This is a genomic window from Streptomyces sp. NPDC000878 (genome assembly GCF_053599695.1).
On sequence record NZ_JBSFMT010000002.1, the window covers coordinates 13,279 to 30,810 of the forward strand.

General features: G+C 69.8%; 20 protein-coding genes. 13 read left to right on the forward strand and 7 right to left on the reverse strand.

Annotated elements, in window-relative coordinates:
- Positions 1–49: 49 nt before the first annotated feature.
- Positions 50–520: a hypothetical protein gene (locus tag ACWDR4_RS01780; protein ID WP_450402561.1), complete on the reverse strand. Its 471-nt coding sequence runs from the start codon at positions 518–520 to the stop codon at positions 50–52.
- A gap of 454 nt (positions 521–974) precedes the next feature.
- Between ACWDR4_RS01780 and ACWDR4_RS01785 the strand changes: the two genes are divergently transcribed.
- The 4 genes from ACWDR4_RS01785 (at position 975) to ACWDR4_RS01800 (ending at position 4,823) form a co-directional block, all read left to right on the forward strand.
- Positions 975–2,123 (forward strand): sensor histidine kinase, encoded by a 1,149-nt coding sequence (locus ACWDR4_RS01785; RefSeq protein WP_450402564.1) that lies wholly within the window; start codon positions 975–977, stop codon positions 2,121–2,123.
- On the forward strand, positions 2,111–3,241 hold the full coding sequence (locus tag ACWDR4_RS01790) for a hypothetical protein (protein WP_450402566.1): 1,131 nt from the start codon (positions 2,111–2,113) through the stop codon (positions 3,239–3,241). Before ACWDR4_RS01785 ends, ACWDR4_RS01790 begins: the two co-directional genes overlap by 13 nt.
- Positions 3,217–3,891 (forward strand): response regulator, encoded by a 675-nt coding sequence (locus tag ACWDR4_RS01795; protein WP_450402569.1) that lies wholly within the window; start codon positions 3,217–3,219, stop codon positions 3,889–3,891. Before ACWDR4_RS01790 ends, ACWDR4_RS01795 begins: the two co-directional genes overlap by 25 nt.
- A 122-nt stretch (positions 3,892–4,013) precedes the next feature.
- Positions 4,014–4,823: an SAM-dependent methyltransferase gene (locus ACWDR4_RS01800; protein ID WP_450402572.1), complete on the forward strand. Its 810-nt coding sequence runs from the start codon at positions 4,014–4,016 to the stop codon at positions 4,821–4,823.
- A gap of 65 nt (positions 4,824–4,888) precedes the next feature.
- Here ACWDR4_RS01800 and ACWDR4_RS01805 read toward each other — a convergent pair whose 3' ends face one another.
- Together ACWDR4_RS01805 and ACWDR4_RS01810 are read right to left on the reverse strand one after the other, a co-directional pair.
- Positions 4,889–5,215 carry an antibiotic biosynthesis monooxygenase family protein gene (locus tag ACWDR4_RS01805; protein WP_235479303.1) on the reverse strand — a complete coding sequence of 109 codons (327 nt, stop codon included), beginning with the start codon at positions 5,213–5,215 and terminating at the stop codon, positions 4,889–4,891.
- Positions 5,212–5,664 carry an ATP-binding protein gene (locus tag ACWDR4_RS01810; RefSeq protein WP_450402575.1) on the reverse strand — a complete coding sequence of 151 codons (453 nt, stop codon included), beginning with the start codon at positions 5,662–5,664 and terminating at the stop codon, positions 5,212–5,214. Before ACWDR4_RS01810 ends, ACWDR4_RS01805 begins: the two co-directional genes overlap by 4 nt.
- Positions 5,665–5,857: 193 nt before the next feature.
- Here ACWDR4_RS01810 and ACWDR4_RS01815 point away from each other — a divergent pair, with 193 nt between their 5' ends.
- Together ACWDR4_RS01815 and ACWDR4_RS01820 are read left to right on the forward strand one after the other, a co-directional pair.
- Positions 5,858–6,751: a helix-turn-helix domain-containing protein gene (locus tag ACWDR4_RS01815; protein ID WP_450402577.1), complete on the forward strand. Its 894-nt coding sequence runs from the start codon at positions 5,858–5,860 to the stop codon at positions 6,749–6,751.
- Between the two features lie 3 nt (positions 6,752–6,754).
- On the forward strand, positions 6,755–7,000 hold the full coding sequence (locus tag ACWDR4_RS01820) for a DUF397 domain-containing protein (protein WP_450402580.1): 246 nt from the start codon (positions 6,755–6,757) through the stop codon (positions 6,998–7,000).
- Here ACWDR4_RS01820 and ACWDR4_RS01825 read toward each other — a convergent pair.
- Positions 6,911–7,399 carry a hypothetical protein gene (locus ACWDR4_RS01825; RefSeq protein WP_450402582.1) on the reverse strand — a complete coding sequence of 163 codons (489 nt, stop codon included), beginning with the start codon at positions 7,397–7,399 and terminating at the stop codon, positions 6,911–6,913. The two genes, ACWDR4_RS01820 and ACWDR4_RS01825, sit on opposite strands and share 90 nt — an antisense overlap.
- 166 nt (positions 7,400–7,565) lie before the next feature.
- Here ACWDR4_RS01825 and ACWDR4_RS01830 point away from each other — a divergent pair, with 166 nt between their 5' ends.
- Complete coding sequence (locus tag ACWDR4_RS01830; protein WP_450402585.1) at positions 7,566–8,213, forward strand: ATP-binding protein; 648 nt, start codon at positions 7,566–7,568, stop codon at positions 8,211–8,213.
- Positions 8,214–8,315: 102 nt separating this feature from the next.
- On the opposite strand, the gene ACWDR4_RS01835 is transcribed toward ACWDR4_RS01830, so the two are convergent.
- Entirely contained in the window at positions 8,316–8,918 is a 603-nt protein-coding gene (locus ACWDR4_RS01835; RefSeq protein ID WP_450402588.1) for an NADPH-dependent FMN reductase, read from the reverse strand.
- Between the two features lie 288 nt (positions 8,919–9,206).
- Here ACWDR4_RS01835 and ACWDR4_RS01840 point away from each other — a divergent pair, with 288 nt between their 5' ends.
- Complete coding sequence (locus ACWDR4_RS01840) at positions 9,207–9,728, forward strand: hypothetical protein (protein WP_450402591.1); 522 nt, start codon at positions 9,207–9,209, stop codon at positions 9,726–9,728.
- Positions 9,729–9,892: 164 nt separating this feature from the next.
- Positions 9,893–10,552, forward strand: a complete 660-nt coding sequence (locus ACWDR4_RS01845; RefSeq protein WP_450402594.1) for a class F sortase — start codon at positions 9,893–9,895, stop codon at positions 10,550–10,552.
- A 34-nt stretch (positions 10,553–10,586) separates the two neighbouring features.
- Here the strand turns inward: ACWDR4_RS01845 and ACWDR4_RS01850 are convergent, their stop codons facing one another.
- Complete coding sequence (locus ACWDR4_RS01850; RefSeq protein ID WP_450403311.1) at positions 10,587–11,339, reverse strand: SDR family oxidoreductase; 753 nt, start codon at positions 11,337–11,339, stop codon at positions 10,587–10,589.
- A gap of 110 nt (positions 11,340–11,449) precedes the next feature.
- Between ACWDR4_RS01850 and ACWDR4_RS01855 the strand changes: the two genes are divergently transcribed.
- Positions 11,450–12,085 (forward strand): TetR/AcrR family transcriptional regulator, encoded by a 636-nt coding sequence (locus tag ACWDR4_RS01855; protein WP_450402596.1) that lies wholly within the window; start codon positions 11,450–11,452, stop codon positions 12,083–12,085.
- Between the two features lie 71 nt (positions 12,086–12,156).
- Here the strand turns inward: ACWDR4_RS01855 and ACWDR4_RS01860 are convergent, their stop codons facing one another.
- Positions 12,157–12,942 carry a sulfite exporter TauE/SafE family protein gene (locus ACWDR4_RS01860; RefSeq protein WP_450402598.1) on the reverse strand — a complete coding sequence of 262 codons (786 nt, stop codon included), beginning with the start codon at positions 12,940–12,942 and terminating at the stop codon, positions 12,157–12,159.
- Positions 12,943–13,245: 303 nt separating this feature from the next.
- Here ACWDR4_RS01860 and ACWDR4_RS01865 point away from each other — a divergent pair, with 303 nt between their 5' ends.
- From ACWDR4_RS01865 to nirD, 3 genes are read left to right on the forward strand one after another with little or no spacing between them, the layout of a single operon-like run.
- Positions 13,246–14,526, forward strand: coding sequence for an NAD(P)/FAD-dependent oxidoreductase (locus ACWDR4_RS01865; RefSeq protein WP_450402600.1), 1,281 nt, complete (start codon positions 13,246–13,248; stop codon positions 14,524–14,526).
- The gene (nirB, locus tag ACWDR4_RS01870; RefSeq protein ID WP_450402602.1) at positions 14,526–17,168 is read left to right on the forward strand and encodes a nitrite reductase large subunit NirB; all 2,643 of its coding nucleotides are present in this window, start codon (positions 14,526–14,528) and stop codon (positions 17,166–17,168) included. The genes ACWDR4_RS01865 and nirB overlap by 1 nt, the downstream gene beginning before the upstream one ends.
- Entirely contained in the window at positions 17,165–17,521 is a 357-nt protein-coding gene (nirD, locus tag ACWDR4_RS01875) for a nitrite reductase small subunit NirD (protein ID WP_450402604.1), read from the forward strand. The genes nirB and nirD overlap by 4 nt, the downstream gene beginning before the upstream one ends.
- The last annotated feature ends 11 nt before the right edge of the window (positions 17,522–17,532 follow it).

Genomic DNA, 17,532 nt, shown 5'->3' on the forward strand with positions numbered 1-17,532 from the left:
AGCGCGAAGCCGGCCCCGGGCGAAACGCCCGGGGCCGGCTTCGCGTGTGTCAGGGGCGCCAGCCGTCGGCGATGCGGCCCTGCTGCACACGGTTGGTGCCGCTGCACAGCCCGTTGTCGGGGTCGCCCCAGATCTTGATGGCGTCGGCGTCGTTCGCCCAGGTGCCGCGGGCGCTGACGGGGTGGTCGTAGCTGCCGAGATTGACGGCGGTGTTCGCCGGGATGCAGATGTACGCGTCCGGGGAGGGGCCCTGGTCGATCAGCCAGACGGAGTCGTCGTTACGGGTGTTGACGACCGCGTCCACCCGGTTCCCGCCGCCGATGATGGCCTGGTAGGAGGTGTCCTGGTACCAGCTGAAGATGGTGCCGTTCTGGTAGGAGCCGTCGTACAGACACACACGCGGGTACGAGCAGCCGTGCATGCTGACGGCGGCGGCGGGCGAGGCCGTCAGCGGGGTCAAGGTCGCGGCCAGTCCGACGGTGAGCAGGGTCGACGTCAGGGCGCCGGGCAGTTTCCTCACGGGTGTAACTCCTCGATCATCTGTTGGGTGGGCGGAACCTACCGGCTTTCGAATTTCCTGGCCCGGGAAAGGGCGGCCGTCCTCGTCTGCCGACAGGTTGCGAATTCTTCGGGGTAATCAGGCGTCGCCTTTTCTCTTGATTCGCTTTATTCGCTTGCGGGCGGCCTCGTCCAAAAATTACGTGACGGACCGGAGAATGACATGTCACGCGAACACGTGACAGCGCCGCCACCCCTGTGCTCATGTGCGTGTTTGCCCGCAGGCAGGCTCCGTGGCCGTGTGACGACAACGGCGAAATGTCGCACATACTCCTGTCGGTCCCGCTCGCGATGATCTAAGCTGGGAAGCGAATCTCATCGATGTGCGGGGGAAGAACATGGTGAGGGATGGGGTCGATTTCCTCACTTCTCTTGACGGAGGCGGGAATTCCTTTAGTGGAGAAAGTGGAGGCGGCGTGCCGGCGCAAGGGCCCGCCCAACTCCAACTTCGGCGCAAGTCCGCACGCCTGTCCGCTGTCCTGAGAGCAGCCAGTGCCGTCGGAGCGAGCCTGGTCGCCGTGGTCGGTTTCGCACCGCCCGCCCGCTCCGTGTGGGTGGCCGTCGCGGTCGTCGGACTGCTTCTGTGGAGCGGCCTGTTCATCGTTCTGACGTTCAGGCCGGACCCTCACTCCTGGCTCTGCGCCGGTGACACCGCCGTCGTTGTGGTGCTCTGTCTGGCGCACGGCAACCTCGTCCCGGCCGAGGTCCTGGGAGCGAGCGCGGGCAGCGGATGGATCGACATGGTCGCCGGCAGCGGCATCTTCATCGCACAGTTCGGTCTACGGCAGCCCCTGGCGATGGCGGCGGCGATCGCCATCACGGTGGCTTATGCGGCGGGCGCCCCCGGCATCCGGGATGCCCCCCTGGTCATGGTGCTCCAGGGACTGCTCGCCGCCTCTGTCGTGGTCCTGCTGCGACACGGAGCGCGCAGGGCGGACCTCGCGCTGTCCGAGGAAGCGGCGGCCCGCGCGTCGGCGCGGGCCCGGTCCGCCGCCCGCTCCGACGAACTGGCCCAGCAACGGCTGCTGCACGACACCGTGCTCGCCACGCTCACCATGGTGGGTACCGGCAGCATCACCCGTGACTCCGCCGCGCTGCCGGAACGGGCCGCGGCCGACCTGGCCGTCATCGAAGACCTACGGGCGCATCCCGGCGTGGCACGCGTTGTGGCGCACGACCCGGCACCACTGGATGTCGCGCTGCGCACCGTCGTACTGACGGGACGCGTCGGACTCCCGCCCCTGGACGTCGAGTTCGACGTGCCGCCGCTGGACCTGCCCCACGAGGTCGTGGTGGCCCTCTCCCAAGGGGTCGCCGAGGCCCTGGCCAACGTGGCCCAGCACGCGAACACCCGCGCTGCCCGGGTCACGGCCCGACGTGTCGGGGAGGGCGTCACCGTCGAAGTCCATGACAGCGGAAGCGGGTTCGACCCCATGACCGTTGCCTCCCACCGGCGCGGCCTGCGGGAATCGGTCTACGGCCGAATGCGTGCCGTGAGTGGCAGCGTCCTGGCAGCCTCATCCCCCGGCGCCGGCACCCGGATCGTACTGAGGTGGGAACCCTGACCGCCGGCGTCGCCAAGGGGATGGTCGCCACCCGTTTCGCCAAGGCCGTCAATATCGGGCTGGTGGTGATCGTCGGCGTCTGGCACCTGGGCCTGGACACCCTGCTGATGTTCAGGGGCTGGCAGACGTACGAGCCGCAGGCCGCGGCCGCGGGCTCCTGGCTTGCCCTCGCGCTCATCCAGACGGTCGGGTCGATCCTGCTGCTGCGTTCCGCGCTCAGCGGACACACCGCACGGTTGCTTGCGGGTGCGGCGCTGATCACCGGCGTCGTCGCCACCGCCACGTACCCGGCGGGCGGGATGATCAGCGACGTGAGCTGGGCGTGGAACACCGTGGGCTGGTTCGGCGTACTGCTTCTGATACAGCGTCCGCTGTGGGAACTGGTCGCCGTGCTCGGCGCCAACACGGCAGTCACGGTGTGCTTCCTGGTCGGCGACGGCGCGCTCGACCAGGTCATGGTCGCCCGCCTGCTCGCCGTGATCTACACCACCGCCGGTGTCCAGTTGACCTTCGCGTACCTGGCACGGCAGCTCAACGACGGCGCGAGGGAAGCCACCGAGATCGCTGCGGGCCAGGCGGAGCGCCTCGCCCGTACGACCGCCGACGAGACCGTGCACGCCGAGCGCCGACGCCGTTACGAGTACCTGCGCAGCAGAGTGGAACCGCTGCTGCGTGGTCTGGCGGAACGTCAACTGGACCCGGGGGACAGCGTCGTACGCCGGCGCGCCGCCGTGGAGGCGGCACGCCTGCGGAGGCTGTTCGTGGAGACGGACGACACCCCGCACCCGCTCCTGCACGAACTGCGGGCCTGTGCCGATGTCGCCGAGCGGCGTGGCGTACGCGTGACCCTGCTGAGCTACGGCGATCTGCCCGACCTGCCGACCTCCGCCCGCCGAGAACTGGCGGAAGGCGCCCTGCTGGTCCTGGCCACCGCCGCCACCCAAGCGCGGGTGACCGTGGTGACGACGCCCGAGGACGTGGTGGTGAGCGTGGTGGCCGACGCCCCGCCGGAGACGCTCGTGGAATCGCCAGGCCCGATCACCGTATCCGCTGTCTACGACCAGGAGGAGGATCAGCTGTGGTGGGAAACCCGATGGCCCGTACGACCGGCCCCCTGACCGTTGCCATCGTCGACGACCACCCTGTCGTCATCGAAGGCATCCAGACCTGGCTGTCCGAGGAGCCGCGGATCTCGGTGGGGCACACCGGCGAAACCGCGGACGTGGAGGCCGGCATCGCGGATGTCCTGATCCTCGACCTGAATCTGCACGGCAGCCTCGTCATCGGCGACATCGCCACACTGGCCGCGGCGGGCCAACGGGTCATCGCCTTCTCGCAGTTCACCGAGCAGCGGGTGGTGCTCGAAGCGCTGGAGGCCGGCGCATGCGAGTTCGTCGCGAAGAACGAGGGAAGGGCGCACCTGGTGAACGCGGTGCTGGCGGCGGCGGGCGACAGGCCGTACGTCACGCCGACGGCCGCGGGGGTCCTCGCCGGTGACCGCGGCGCGAGCAGGCCCAGGCTGTCCTCGCAGGAACGTACCGCGCTGCTGTGGTGGTTCCAGTCCATGTCGAAGGCTTCGGTCGCCCGGCGCATGGGTGTGTCGGTCCACACGGTGGACGTGTACATCCGTCGGGCGAGAGTCAAGTACACGCAGGTCGGCAGGACCGCACCGACGAAGGCGGACATGCTGGCCCGGGCGATCGAGGACGGCTTGGTGAAGCCCGACGACATCACCGGCTACGAGTCGGCGGCGGTCGGGGTGGGCTGACCAAGGGGTGGGTTGACCAAGCTGACTGGGTGAAGAGGGATGGGGATACGTATCGTTGACCTTCGGACTTAAGTTGAACCCTGCACGAACGCGTCCGCCGCGACCGAGGAGACGATGCCGTCATGTCCGAATCCGAACAGAGATCCGAACAGAAGATCGACACCTCGGTTCCGCATTCCGCCCGCATCTGGAACTACTGGCTCGGCGGCAAGGACAACTACCCTGTGGACGAGGCGGCCGGTGACGCGTACACGGCCGTGTTCCCCGGCATCGTCACGATCGCGCGCAGCAGCCGCGCGTTCCTGGGCCGTACGATCCGCCACCTGGCCGGGGAGGCGGGCATCCGCCAGTTCCTGGACGTCGGCACGGGCCTGCCGACGGTGGACAACACGCACGAGGTCGCGCAGAGCGTCGCCCCCGACGCGCGCATCGTGTACGTGGACCACGACCCCCTGGTCCTGACCCACGCCCGCGCCCTGTTGACGTCGACCCCCGAGGGCGCGACGGACTACGTGGAAGCAGACCTGTACGACACGGAGCGCATCCTGGCGTCGGCGGCGAAGACCCTCGACTTCACCCGCCCGACAGCGCTGATCCTGAGCGGCATCCTGGGTCATGTGGCGGACTACGAGGCGGCCCGCGGAATCGTCCGCGACCTGATGTCGGGCCTCCCGTCGGGCAGTTACCTGTCCCTGAACGAGGGCTCACGCGGCACGGACCCCGACTACGAGCGCGCGCAGGACGCGTACAACGAGACGGGCGCGGTGCCGTACTTCCTGCGGCCGGTGGAGCAGATCGAGGCGTACTTCGAGGGCCTCGATCTGGTGGAGCCCGGGGTGGTCTCGGTGCCGCTGTGGCGGCCGGAGCCGAGCGCGTCCGGGGTGGCGGCGCCGGCGATCGGCCAGCACGGCGGAGTGGGACGCAAGCCCTGACCGCCGTTGTCGGGGCGCGCCGAGTACGACTACCGCCTGCGGCTCGGCGCGCCGCGACGGCGGGCTCAGCCCTGCTTGGGGGCGGCCTGCTGGACGACGTCGAACGACCAGAGGGTCGAGGCGGAGGCGGCGGGCTTGGGCTGCTCCCCGCCGGGGGCGGCAGGGCGGTGCGCCGACTGCATCGGGCCCGCCATCCAGGCCTGGAAGTCCTCCTCGCTGCGCCAGCGCGTGTACACCAGGTAGCTGTCGGTGCCCTCGACAGGCCGAAGCAGCTCGAACCACTCGAACCCGTCCGACCCCTCGACGGCACCGGCCCGCGACGCGAACCGCTTCTCCAGCGTCTCGCGCTGCTCTTCGGGAACCGTGAGTACGTTGATCTTTACGATGCTCATGACGCCCATCTTGCCGCAGGGCGCTCCGCGTTTCGCACGGGCACTCGTTCTCGTACGACGTCCAGCTCGCACCAGACCAGCTTGCCGACGGTCAGCTCGGTCACGCCCCAGCGGTCGGAGAGGGCACCGACGATGAGAAGTCCCCGGCCGAACATCTCGTCGGGAGCGGCTTTGCGGGGGCTCGGCAGTAATTCGCCTCGCGGATCGGAGACGCTCACGCGCACAGCGTGCTCGGTGAGGGCGAGTTCGACTCGAAAGAGGCGGTCACGGAGACATCCGTGGAGTACGGCGTTGCCGCCAAGTTCGGAGACCAACAGGGCGGTGTCGGGGGCGAGTTCGGGCTGCCCCCACTCGGTGAGGAGACGCTGCGCTCGGCGGCGGGCGAGGGTGACGCTCTTGGGGAAGGGCGTGTAGTCGAGGCGGTCGTACCGGAGGGGGTCCTCGGTCATGACGCTCACTTTCGGGCAGGGGGAGCTGCGCCGTGGGGTAACTGGCGCCACTCTGCGAGCAGTTCGTCACCGACGGTAGAGGTGGCCTACCCTGATTCGCAAGTAACTCTCGGAGTAATTACTCCGATCTGGTTTGCGGTGCCTGGTGACACCAGGCCAGACTGACCGCGCCAACGCCAGGAGGAGCACCGCCGTGACCGCACGCCAGTCGACGCAGGGCTACAGCACATCCACCGTTCTGGGACGCCGACTCGGCGGCGAACTCACCAAGCTGCGCACGGCCGCCGGCCTCAACCAGACCCAGGCGGGCAAGGCACTCACGGCATCCACGACCAAGGTCGCGAAGATGGAGGGCGGCTGGGTTCCCATGCGGGACCCGGACATCCGGGCGTTGTGCGAGTTGTACGGGGTCCACGACCCGGGGACCGTCGGCAGGCTCCTGGAGTTGGCCAGGCTCGACCGCGAGCGTCGCAAGGCCAAGGGCTGGTGGGACGACTACGCGATGCTCGGCACCATGCAGGAGTACGTCACTCTGGAGAACGCGGCCACGTCCATCAAGGCGTGGCAGCCCGCTTTCGTCCCCGGCCTGCTGCAAACCCCTGCCTACGTACGGGCCTTGAGGGCCACCCCCGCCAACGCCGCTTCAGTGGCGCGTCGCAATGACCCCGACGAGGAGTTCATCGCCTCGCGACTCGCGCGACAGCGGCGGCTCACCGATGATGCGCCGCTGGCCCTGCACGCCGTGCTCTACGAGGCAGTGCTGAGGAACTTTCCCGGTGGCGCCGAGACGGCTCGCGGGCAACTCGACCACCTGGCACGGATCGCCGACCGGCCGAACGTCACCATCCAGGTCTTCCCTTTCCGCAACGGCACCCACCAAGGGCTGAACGGCTCGTTCAACATCATCTCCTTCGCCGAGCCCGGGGCCATGGATGTGGCCTACTCCGAGGCCGCGTTCAGGCACACCTGGGTCGAAGGAGGGGAGGGGGCAGCCGGCTATGACAACCTGTTCGAACTGATCGCCACCCGCGCGCTTGACGCGGGAGAATCCCTGTCGTTCCTCCACGACCTCCGCAAGGAATTCTGAGCCGTGACCGACTTCCAGTACCGCAAGTCCAGCTACAGCGACGACAAGGAGGAGTGCGTCGAGATAGCCACGAACATCCCCACCACCATCGCGATACGGGACTCTAAGGCCCCGACTCGCCCGCCCCTCCACCTCCGCCCCGCCACCTGGGACGCGTTCCTAACCGTCCTCGCACGCCCTGGCCTTGAACTCCGCCAGCGCAACCGTGCTCGCGGGTTCGTGACCGTAGCGAACCGTTCCCGGGGCTAGCCGGGCCCGGTCGGTCAGGGTGAAGGAGACGCTGCTCGACGACCCGGAGTTGTCCTCGGTCCAGCCGTACAGGGTGTAAGTCGTCTTGTCGGTGAGCGGTTTGAGGGATGTCGTCGCGGTCCAGCCGGAGGCAGGCGCATCGAGGGGCCAGGTGGCGAGACCGGCCCTGAGGGGGCGGGCGGCGGACCATGAGCCGACCGTCACGTCCTTGTCGGCGTCAGCGCCGGCCACGTACAGAGTCGCCCCGTCGATCTGATGCCCGCAGACCATCATGACGCCGAGCAGCTGGCCGTCGTCGGTCACCGAGATCCCGGCGACGGCATCGACGGGAACCGTGCACCCTGAAGTTGCGGCCAGCGCCGCACAGGCCGCGAGCGCACCGACCAAGCGCTGGAGCACCGGCCACGAAACTGTCGTCGACTGCACAGCGCCCCCTGACTCGGAGGATCGCTACTCGTACCCCCCGTGCAACGGATGGTAGGCGCGGCCCGCGTCGAGCCACAGAGCCGCCGCCCACCCGTTGCACCCTCGTTGTGGCCTCGTAGCCGGATGGGACACTTGCCGGGTGAACGCAACGAGGGAATCCTGGGTCAACACGACGCACGATTGGTCCGGCTCCGTCGATGCGGATCACCTGTCGCACATCCGGCGGAATCCCGGCGAGTTCGCTCCGGACGGGCCGTGGCATCTCCTCCTTGAGGTGCTTGCCTACTCCGCTGACGAAGCGTCAAGCAGTGCTGGGGGACGTTGTGTTGTCGTTCTCCATGCCGATGGTTCCGTGTCCGCACGGGATGACGGACGTGGCACCGACACCCGGGTGGACGAGCACAGCCGGAGCGTGAAGAAGCCGGTCATGGCTACGAAGGATCTCCGCTTCTTCGACTTCCCGCAGGCCGAGGTACTGCCCGACAGCCGTCCCCGGCGCGGCATGTCCGTGGTCGCGGCACTCAGCGAGTGGCTCATCCACACCAACCGCCGCCTCAACGGAGCCTGGACCCAACGCTACGAACACGGCGTCCCCGTGAGTGACCTTGAGCCTGTCGAGGTCGACGGGACGACCGGGACACTGGTCCATTTCAAACCGGACGAATCACTCGGTCCGGTAACCCTGCCGAAGGGCGGCTGCCTTGCGCGCCTGGCAACGGCCTGGCCTCATCTGGAGGTTCAGGTCGACGACCGGCGGCTGTGGGCTGTGGCGAAAGCGCGAGGCTAGTACCAGAACGCCTTGATCCCCGCCTCATGCTCCGCCTGACGGACCTCCCAGTCCCAGGGGCCCCATGAACTCCGCAAGCCCCGCGTGGGCTCCCACCCCGCGCTACCCCCCGTACGCCCGTACCGCCCGCCCCTCCCTCAACACCCTTCCCCACCACACCACTTGGTCCAGCATCGTCTTCGCCGCCGCGTCCGGTCCCGACGGGTCCCTCAGTCGTCCCCCGTCGTCGAACGACGCGCCCGCGTTGTGGAACGACACCGTGTCGCGGACCGTCGTCGCGTGGAGTTCCGCGAAGACCTGGCGGAGGTGTTCGACCGCGCGGAGGCCTCCGGAGACGCCGCCGTACGAGACGAAGGCGACCGGCTTGGCCTGCCATTCCGAGTAGTGCCAGTCGATGAGGTTCTTGAGGCCGGCCGGGAAGGAGTGGTTGTACTCGGGGGTCAGGACGACGAACGCGTCCGCCGACGCCAGCTTCGGGGTGATCCCCGCCAGCTGGGCCTTCGCCTCCGCGTCGGTCGCGAAGGTCGTCGGGAGGGCCGTGTCCGCCACGTCCACGACCTCCGTCACCAGGTCGTCGCGTTTCCCCATCCGGTTCAGGAGCCAGTCGGCCACCACCGGGCCGAAGCGGCCCTCGCGGTTGCTGCCGACGACCACTGTCACGCGTACGGGCTCAATGGGGTCGGTTCGTTCAGTGGGTGTCTGCATGCGACTCAGCCTCTTACCTCAAGCTTCCTTGAGGTCAAGCCACCGGTCCGCCTCCCGCCCGGTCACCCGTTCACACCCCCGGCCCCCCGCCCATCGGGTTCTCTTCCGCGACACACCCGTCGTACGGCCATGACCTGCCGGAATGCCGACGCGCCCCTCGCCTCCCCGCAGCCTTCCGCCACCCGTTCACCGTATTTCTGACGGGCTCTCAGGAAGCGCTCCCCGCTCCCTGCCACTTACCTCGGAAGCAGACCACCCCGTTCGCAAGCTCTCGGAGGAGCAAGCCCGATGCGACGTACCGCCGCCCGTCTGCTGACCGGTACCGCGCTCGCCGTCGCCCTCGCCGGGCCCGCTCACGCAGGCACCGGCGGTTCCCTTGAGGTGTACCCCGGGACCGTCACCCCCGGCACCCGGGTCACCGTCAACACGACGGCCTGCGGTGCGGGCGGTACCGCCGCCGGTGACGCCAGTGCGGTGGGCGCCGGGGCCTTCGTGCTCGCGCCCACCACGCACAAGGAGGTCGCCGTCGGGCAGTTCCGGGTACCGCCGGGCGCGCAGCCGGGGACGTACGAGATCGTCGCCCGGTGTGACGGCAAGGGAGACGGGCTGCGGGTGAGTGGGGATCTTGTCGTCACCCTCACCTCGACCCGGCCACCCGCCGAGCGTCCCAGGGGGAGTGTGAAGACGGGGGTCGGCGGCGCGCTCGGTCCCGACCCCGTGCAGACCGCGGCCGGCGTGGCGGCTCTCGCCGTCGCCGCCGCGGGCGGTACCTGGCTCCTGCATCGCCGGGCGAGAGGCGACGGGATCTGACGGACACCCTCCGCCGTCCGTCCGCCGGTACCGCATGTCCCCCTCCCCTCCGGGCCCGACGCCCCTCGCGGCCCGGAGGGGGCCGGGGTGAAACATCAGGGTGAAACCAGGGTGAGACACCGGGTGAAACACCGGGGTGGATCAGGGGCATCCAGGAGGCCCACGTGCGCAGATTCAGCAACCTCGTCATAGCCGCCCTCACCCTCGCCGCCCTCCTCTCCGGCGTCTGGCTGGTGCGCAGCGGCGGCGAGACACACGCCCCGCCGCAGCCCTCCCCCGCCCAGGCCCGTACGCCTGCGCAGTCGGCCCGTCCCGAGTCGGCCCCCGCGCTGCCGCCCTCCCCGCCCCTCCGCATCCGCATCCCCGCCATCCGCGTGAACGCCCCACTGATGGGCCTCGGTCTCACCCCCACCGGCAGCCTGGACGTACCGCCCGCCGAGCGCGAGAACCTCGCCGGGTGGTACGAGGCCGGCACGGCCCCCGGTGAGACGGGCACCGCGATCGTCGCCGGGCATGTCGACAACGCCGACGGCCCCTCCGTCTTCTACCGCCTCGGCGCCCTGCGGAAGGGCGGCGCGATCGAGGTCGAGCGGCGAGACGGGACCACCGCCCGCTTCACCGTCGACGCCGTCGAGGTGTACGACGCGGACCGCTTCCCGGACGAGAAGGTGTACGGCGCCGCGTCCCGGCCCGAACTGCGCGTCATCACCTGCGGCGGCGGCTACTCACCCCGGACGGGCTACGAGGGGAATGTCGTCGTCTTCGCCCACCTGACCGGCAGCAGCCACAGCCTCAGCGGCAACAGCCGCAGCCTCAGCCACTGAGCGCTGCCGCCGATCAGAATCAAGGTCGCTGACCTCAGATCTGGTTCAGGCCGCCGTCGACGTACAGACTCGAACCGGTGATGAAACTGCTCTGCCCGGAGGCGAGGAAGGCCACGGCGGCGGCGACCTCCTCCGGGCGCCCGAGCCGGCCCAGGGGCACCTGCGCGGCCAACTGCCGCCTGAAGCCCGCGGCCTGCTCCGGGTCGGAGGCGAGCCCCGACAGACCAGGCGTGTCGATCGGGCCGGGCGTGACGGTGTTGACCCGGATACCGCGTCCCTTGAGTTCGTTGGCCCAGGTCCGGGCGAACGACCGGGTGGCGGCCTTGGTCGCCGCGTACACGCCGAACGCCTCCATGCCGACGTCCACGTTGGTGGAGCCGTTCAGGATGACCGAGGCACCGTCGTTGAGCAGCGGCAGCGCCTTCTTGACGGTGAACAGCGTGCCCCGGACGTTGACACCGAAGAGGGTGTCGAAGTGCTCCTCGGTGATCTGGTCGAGTGTCACGAACTCGGCGGTGGAGGCGTTCGCGAACAGGACGTCCAGGCCCTGCCCCCGGCCGCGGATCGTCTCGTAGAGCCGGTCAAGGTCGGCCAGGTTCGCGATGTCGCCGGTCACCGCGGTGGCCGCTGAAGCACCGATCTCTTCGACGGCCGCGTCGAGTTCGGCCTTGCGCCGGCCGGTGATGAACACATGCGCGCCCTCTGCCACCAGCCGTACGGCACTGGCCAGGCCGATTCCGGTGCTGCCCCCGGTGACGAGAGCGGTCTTCCCCTCAAGCAGTCCCAGTGCCACGTGAACAGCCTCCTTCTATTTCCGCATCGATCGATGCGGAAGTTGGACGGAAGGCGACCGTAGCACTTCCGTATCGATCGATGCGGAAGCGGTAGGCTGTGGGAGTGGGAACCAGCCAGAGCAGGCAGACCAGACAGTCCAGGCAGAGCGGTCCGATCGGCCGACCACGAGGCTTCGACGCCGACGAGGCTCTCGAACGCGCCATGCTGCTCTTCTGGGAGCACGGCTACGAAGGCGCCAGCCTGGCGAGCCTGACCGGCGCGATGGGCATCTCCACCACCAGCATGTACGCGGCCTTCGGCAACAAGGAGGAACTGTTCCGCAAGGCCCTGGAGCGCTACACCGAAGGCCCGAGCGCCTACCTGAACCGGGCCCTGGAGGAGCCGACCGCCCTCGGCGTCGCCACCGCGATCCTGACCGGCACCGTCCGGACCACCACCCGCCCGGCCCACCCCCACGGCTGCCTGGGCGTCCAGGGCGCCCTGACCACCAGCGACGCCGGGCAGGCAGTCCGCGACCTCCTCGTCGCCTGGCGCAACAACGGCTGCGCCTGCATCCGAGAGCGGTTCCAGCGAGCCGTCGACGAGGGCGACCTGCCTCCGGAGGCCGACCCCGGGCTACTGGCCCGCTACGTCACCACCTTGGCCTTCGGCATCGCCGTGCAGGCCGCGAGCGGTGTCTGCCGCGACGACCTCCAGGAGCTGGCCGACGCCGCCCTGCGCAACTGGCCGCTCTCCTGAGAACCCCTCGGCCGGAGCAGTCGGGCAGGCCCGGACCAGCCGGGCAGACCGGCAGACCGGCAGACCAGTCGCTACGCCACCCACTGCTGGTACGCCAGATTCGCCACCAGCGTGAACACCACCACCAGCAGCACCACCCGTACGAACCCGCTCCCCTTCTTCAGCGCGGTGTGCGCCCCGACCGTCCCGCCGACCAGGTTGAACCCGGCCAGCAGCGCGCCCAGCTGCCAGTACACCGTGCCCTGCCAGGCGAAGATCGCGAGGGCGCCCGCGTTGGTGCAGCAGTTGACGATCTTGGCGGTGGCGGAGGCGGTCACCAGGTCGAGGTGGAGCAGCGCGGTGAGCGCGAGGACGAGGAACGTGCCCGTGCCGGGGCCGATGAGGCCGTCGTAGAAGCCGATGCCCAGGCCCGCGAGGCCGATCGCGGCGAGGACGCGGCGCGCGGAGACCGGGGTGGCCGACGGGGCCGTGCCGAAGGCGGGCCGGAAGATCACGAAGGCGCCGACGCCGAGCAGGACGACCATGATGACCGGCTTCAGGGTGTCCGTGCTCATACCGGCGGCCACGAACGCCCCGGCCGTCGACCCGGCGACCGCCGCAAGCCCGACGCGTACCGCCAGCCGTACGTCGACCCGCGTCTTGCGCGTGTACGTCACGGCCGCGCCCGTGGTGCCGACGATCGCCATGGCCTTGTTGGTGCCGAGCGCGTACTGCGCCGCCGACGACGTGTCCGGCAGCCCCAGCAGCAGTACGGGCATCATGAGCAGGCCGCCGCCGCCCACGACCGCGTCGATCCAGCCGGCCGCGAGGGCGGCGACACAGAGGGCTACGACCATGGCCAGCGATATGTCGGGCATGATCGCGAGCCTATGGAAGTGATAGGTGCGGGCACCATGGATTTCCGGAAGCTTGAGGATCTTCAGAGGTTGCCCATCCCGCGCGCCCCGCGCATCCCGCACCGACACCGGCTCTAGCGGCCGAGGGGGGCTCAGCCGTATCGTTCACGCACCTCACCGGCGTATCGTTCACGCACCTCACAGGCACCCCCCGCACGCCCACCGAACCCTCACACCCACCCCCCGCCCCCGCTGAGGGAAGCGTGCCCCCCGGGAAACAGACGTGATGCGGCCGGGTAACACCGGCAACGCACGCTGCCGTACATGACCTCGAATACGCGTGTGGTGGTGATCGGCGCCGGGCTCGCGGGCGTCCGGCTCGCCCGGCGGCTCGGCGAGCTCGGCATGTCCCCCTCGGACGTCGTGCTCGTCGGCGAGGAGGCGCACCGCCCCTACAACAGGGTGCTGCTCGCCGAGGTCCTCGCCGGGCGGTACGCCCCCGAGGTGATCGCCCTGCCGTCGCCGGACCGGCTGGTCCGGGCCCGGGCCGAGTACATCGACCGTGCCGCACGCGTCGTGCACTGCTCCGACGGGTCGTCGATCGCATACGACACGCTGGTCCTCGCCACCGGGTCGAACCCCGTACTCCCGCCCCTGCGTGGGCTGTTCACCCCCGATCGCGAACTCCCGTCGGGCGTCCACGCGTTCCGGACCATGGACGACTGTCTGGGGCTGTCCAAGGACTTGCGTCCGGGGGCGCGGGCCGTCGTCATCGGCGGCGGGCTGCTCGGTGTCTCCGCCGCGCGCGCACTCGCCGTACGCGGTGCGCAGGTCGTGCTCGCGCAGCAGGCCGAGCGGCTGATGGAACGTCAGCTGGACCCGGGCGCCTCGGAGTTGGTGCTGCGGCACCTCAAGGAGCTGGGCGTCGAGGTGCACACCGAGTGCCGGGTACGGGATGTGCGCTGTGTGGGCGGCAAGGTGCGGTCGGTCAAGCTGGCCGACCACTACGCCCTCGACGCCGACCTCGTCGTACTGGCCTGCGGAGTTCATCCCCGGGTCGGGCTCGCGCGCGACGCCGGGCTCGCCGTGCACAAGGGCATCATCGTCGACGACGAACTGCGCACCTCCGATCCGTACATCCGGGCGCTCGGGGACTGCGCCCAGCACCAGGGGACGGTCTACGGTCTGGCCACCCCCGCCCTAGAACAGGCCGAAGTCCTGGCCGAGTTGATCGCCGACGCCGACAAGGGCGGGGATTCGCAGGCCCGTTACACCGGCACCCGTGCCCTCACCCGGCTCACCCTCACCGACTTCAACGCCGAGAACGCCGACAGCGGCGCCACCGGCGACGCGGGCAACCCCTTCGACCTCGCCGCCTTCGGCGAGCCGACCCCCCGCCCCGGCGACGACGTCATCCAGCTCGCCGACGCCACCCGGGGCACCTACCGCAAGGTCGTCGTCCGTGACGACCGGCTGGTCGGCGGGGTGCTCGTCGGCGAACTCGGAACCGTCGGCGCCCTCGCGCGCGCCTGGGAGGGAGCAGAGCCGCTCCCCACTGACGGCGGCCCGCTGCTCCACCTGCTCACCAACGATGGAGGCTCCTAATGACCGCCGCTGATGGGGCCACCCCCGCCACCCCGACCACGCCCGCCACGCCCACGATCGTCCTCGTCGGCCACGGCATGGTCGGCCAGCGCTTCCTCGAAGCCCTCGCGGACCGTGGTCTGACCGCCGCGCACCGCGTGGTCGTGCTGTGCGAGGAGCCGCGTCCGGCGTACGACCGCGTGGCGCTGACCTCGTACTTCTCGGGGAAGACGCCCGAGGATCTCTCGATGACCGACATGGCGTTCATCGAGAAGGAGGGCATCGAGCTGTACGTCGGAGACCCGGCGGAGACCATCGACCGCGAGGCGAAGCGAGTCACCGCCCGCTCGGGCATGGTCGTCGACTACGACATCCTCGTCCTCGCCACCGGCTCCTACCCGTTCGTGCCGCCGGTCCCCAACAAGGACGCCAAGGGCTGCTTCGTCTACCGCACGATCGAGGATCTCCTCGCGATCGAGGAGTACGCCAGTACCCGTGCGACGGGTGCCGTGGTCGGCGGCGGGCTGCTCGGGCTGGAGGCGGCCGGTGCACTGAAGGGGCTCGGACTCACCTCCCACATCGTCGAGTTCGCGCCGCGGCTGATGCCGGTGCAGGTCGACGACGGGGGCGGTGCGGCGCTGCTGCGGACCATCCAGGACATGGGTCTCTCCGTCCACACCGGTGTGGGCACGCAGGAGATCGTCGTCGACGAGGACGGCGCGGTCACCGGGATGAAGCTGTCCGACGGTTCCGAACTCGCCGCCGATCTGGTGGTGTTCAGCGCCGGTGTCCGGCCGAGGGACCAACTCGCCCGGGACTGCGGCCTGTCCGTCGGTGAGCGCGGCGGCATCGCGGTCGACGAGCAGTGCCGTACGGTCAACGACCCGCACGTCTTCGCGATCGGCGAGTGCGCGCTGGCCTCCGACGGCCGGGTGTACGGCCTGGTCGCCCCCGGTTACGAGCAGGCCGAGACGGCCGCCGCGACCATCGCCGCCGACGAGGCCGAGCAGTTGACGTTCACGGGTGCCGACCTCTCCACCAAGCTGAAGCTGCTCGGCGTCGACGTGGCGTCCTTCGGCGACGCGCACGGCGCCACCGCCGACTGCCTGGACGTCGTCTACTCCGACTCCCGCTCGGGCCTGTACAAGAAGCTCGTCATCGGCCGCGACGGCACACTGCTCGGCGGCATCCTCGTCGGCGACGCGGATGCCTACGGCACGCTGAAGGCGTTCACGGGCTCTGTCCCGCCCGTCTCGCCCGAGTCCCTCGTACTCCCCGCCGGTGCCGGGGAGTCGGTCCAGCTCGGCCCGTCCGCGCTGCCGGACGACGCGATCATCTGCTCCTGCAACAACGTCCGCAAGGGCACGATCCGGGGCGCGGTCACCGAGCACAACTGCACCACCGTGCCCGAGGTGAAGAAGTGCACCAAGGCCGGTACGACGTGCGGGAGTTGCGTCAAGGTCCTCGGCCAGCTGGTCACCGCCGAGCTGGAGGCGAGCGGTGTCGTCGTCGACAAGGGCCTGTGCGGCTGCTTCTCGCAGACCCGCGAGGAGCTGTACGAGATCGTCCTCGCCCTGCGCGTCAACAAGTACCAGGATCTGCTGGACCGTTACGGCCGCGAGGACGCCCGGGGCGGCGACGGCTGCGAGATCTGCAAGCCGGCCGTGGCCTCGATCATCGCCTCCCTCGCCCCGACGATCGGCGCCGACGTCTACGTCCTGGACGGCGAGCAGGCCACCCTCCAGGACACCAACGACCACTTCCTCGCCAACCTCCAGAAGAACGGCTCGTACTCGGTCGTCCCCCGCATCCCCGGCGGTGAGATCACCCCCGAGGGCCTGATCGTCATCGGCGAGATCGCCCGCGACTTCGGCCTCTACACGAAGATCACCGGCGGTCAGCGGATCGACATGTTCGGCGCGCGCGTCGAACAACTCCCGCTGATCTGGACCCGGTTGGTGGACGCCGGCTTCGAGTCAGGGCACGCCTACGGCAAGTCCCTGCGTACGGTGAAGTCCTGTGTCGGCCAGACCTGGTGCCGCTACGGCGTCCAGGACTCCGTCCGGATGGCGATCGACCTGGAGCTGCGCTACCGGGGGCTCCGGTCGCCCCACAAGCTCAAGTCGGCGGTGTCGGGCTGCGCGCGCGAGTGCGCCGAGGCCCAGTCCAAGGACTTCGGCATCATCGCCACCTCGGGCGGCTGGAACCTGTACGTCGGCGGCAACGGCGGCGCCACCCCGCGCCACGCGGACCTGCTGGCCCAGGACCTGAACGACGCCGAACTCATCAAGCTCATCGACCGGTTCCTGATGTTCTACATCCGTACGGCGGACCGGCTGGAGCGCACGTCGACCTGGCTGGAGCGCATCCCCGGCGGCCTGGACCACGTGCGCGACGTCGTCGTGGACGACTCCCTCGGCATCTGCGAGGAGCTGGAGTCGCTGATGACCGCGCATGTCGCCCACTACCGCGACGAGTGGTCCGACACCATCAACGACCCCGAGAAGCTCGCCCGGTTCGTGTCCTTCGTGAACGCGCCGGACACCCCCGACCCGGTCGTCGGCTTCGTCCCCGAGCGCGACCAGATCAAGCCCGACCTGCCGCTGCTGTCCATCGGCCTGCGCCCCGCCGACGACGTCCTGGAAGGATCCGCCCAGCGATGACCCTGGCACCCGAGACGACCGACCTGAAGATCCAACTCCGCCTGAACGACGGCTGGTTCACGGTCTGCGACCTGAGCGTCCTGCTCCCGGGCCGCGGTGTGGCGGCCCTGCTGCCGGACGGCCGGCAGGCGGCAATCTTCCGCGACCGCGCGGGCACCCTGTACGCCATCGACAACCGCGACCCGTTCGGCGGCGCCGCGGTCCTCTCCCGCGGCCTCACCGGCACCCACCAGGGCCGCCCGTTCGTCGCCTCCCCGCTCCTGAAGCAGCGCTTCGACCTGGAGTCGGGCCGGTGCCTGGACGACGAGACGGTGGCCGTGACGGTGTACGAGGTGCGTACGGCCGCCTCCTGACACACCCGACT

Excerpts from the sequence above, each read along its gene's own strand:
- ACWDR4_RS01795 (WP_450402569.1), top strand. The coding sequence starts at position 3,217 with ATGGCCCGTACGACCGGCCCCCTGACCGTTGCCATCGTCGACGACCAC.
- ACWDR4_RS01800 (WP_450402572.1), top strand. The coding sequence starts at position 4,014 with ATGTCCGAATCCGAACAGAGATCCGAACAGAAGATCGACACCTCGGTT.
- ACWDR4_RS01805 (WP_235479303.1), bottom strand. The coding sequence starts at position 5,215 with ATGAGCATCGTAAAGATCAACGTACTCACGGTTCCCGAAGAGCAGCGC.
- ACWDR4_RS01810 (WP_450402575.1), bottom strand. The coding sequence starts at position 5,664 with ATGACCGAGGACCCCCTCCGGTACGACCGCCTCGACTACACGCCCTTC.
- ACWDR4_RS01835 (WP_450402588.1), bottom strand. The coding sequence starts at position 8,918 with ATGCAGACACCCACTGAACGAACCGACCCCATTGAGCCCGTACGCGTG.
- ACWDR4_RS01840 (WP_450402591.1), top strand. The coding sequence starts at position 9,207 with ATGCGACGTACCGCCGCCCGTCTGCTGACCGGTACCGCGCTCGCCGTC.
- ACWDR4_RS01860 (WP_450402598.1), bottom strand. The coding sequence starts at position 12,942 with ATGCCCGACATATCGCTGGCCATGGTCGTAGCCCTCTGTGTCGCCGCC.
- ACWDR4_RS01865 (WP_450402600.1), top strand. The coding sequence starts at position 13,246 with ATGACCTCGAATACGCGTGTGGTGGTGATCGGCGCCGGGCTCGCGGGC.
- nirB (WP_450402602.1), top strand. The coding sequence starts at position 14,526 with ATGACCGCCGCTGATGGGGCCACCCCCGCCACCCCGACCACGCCCGCC.
- nirD (WP_450402604.1), top strand. The coding sequence starts at position 17,165 with ATGACCCTGGCACCCGAGACGACCGACCTGAAGATCCAACTCCGCCTG.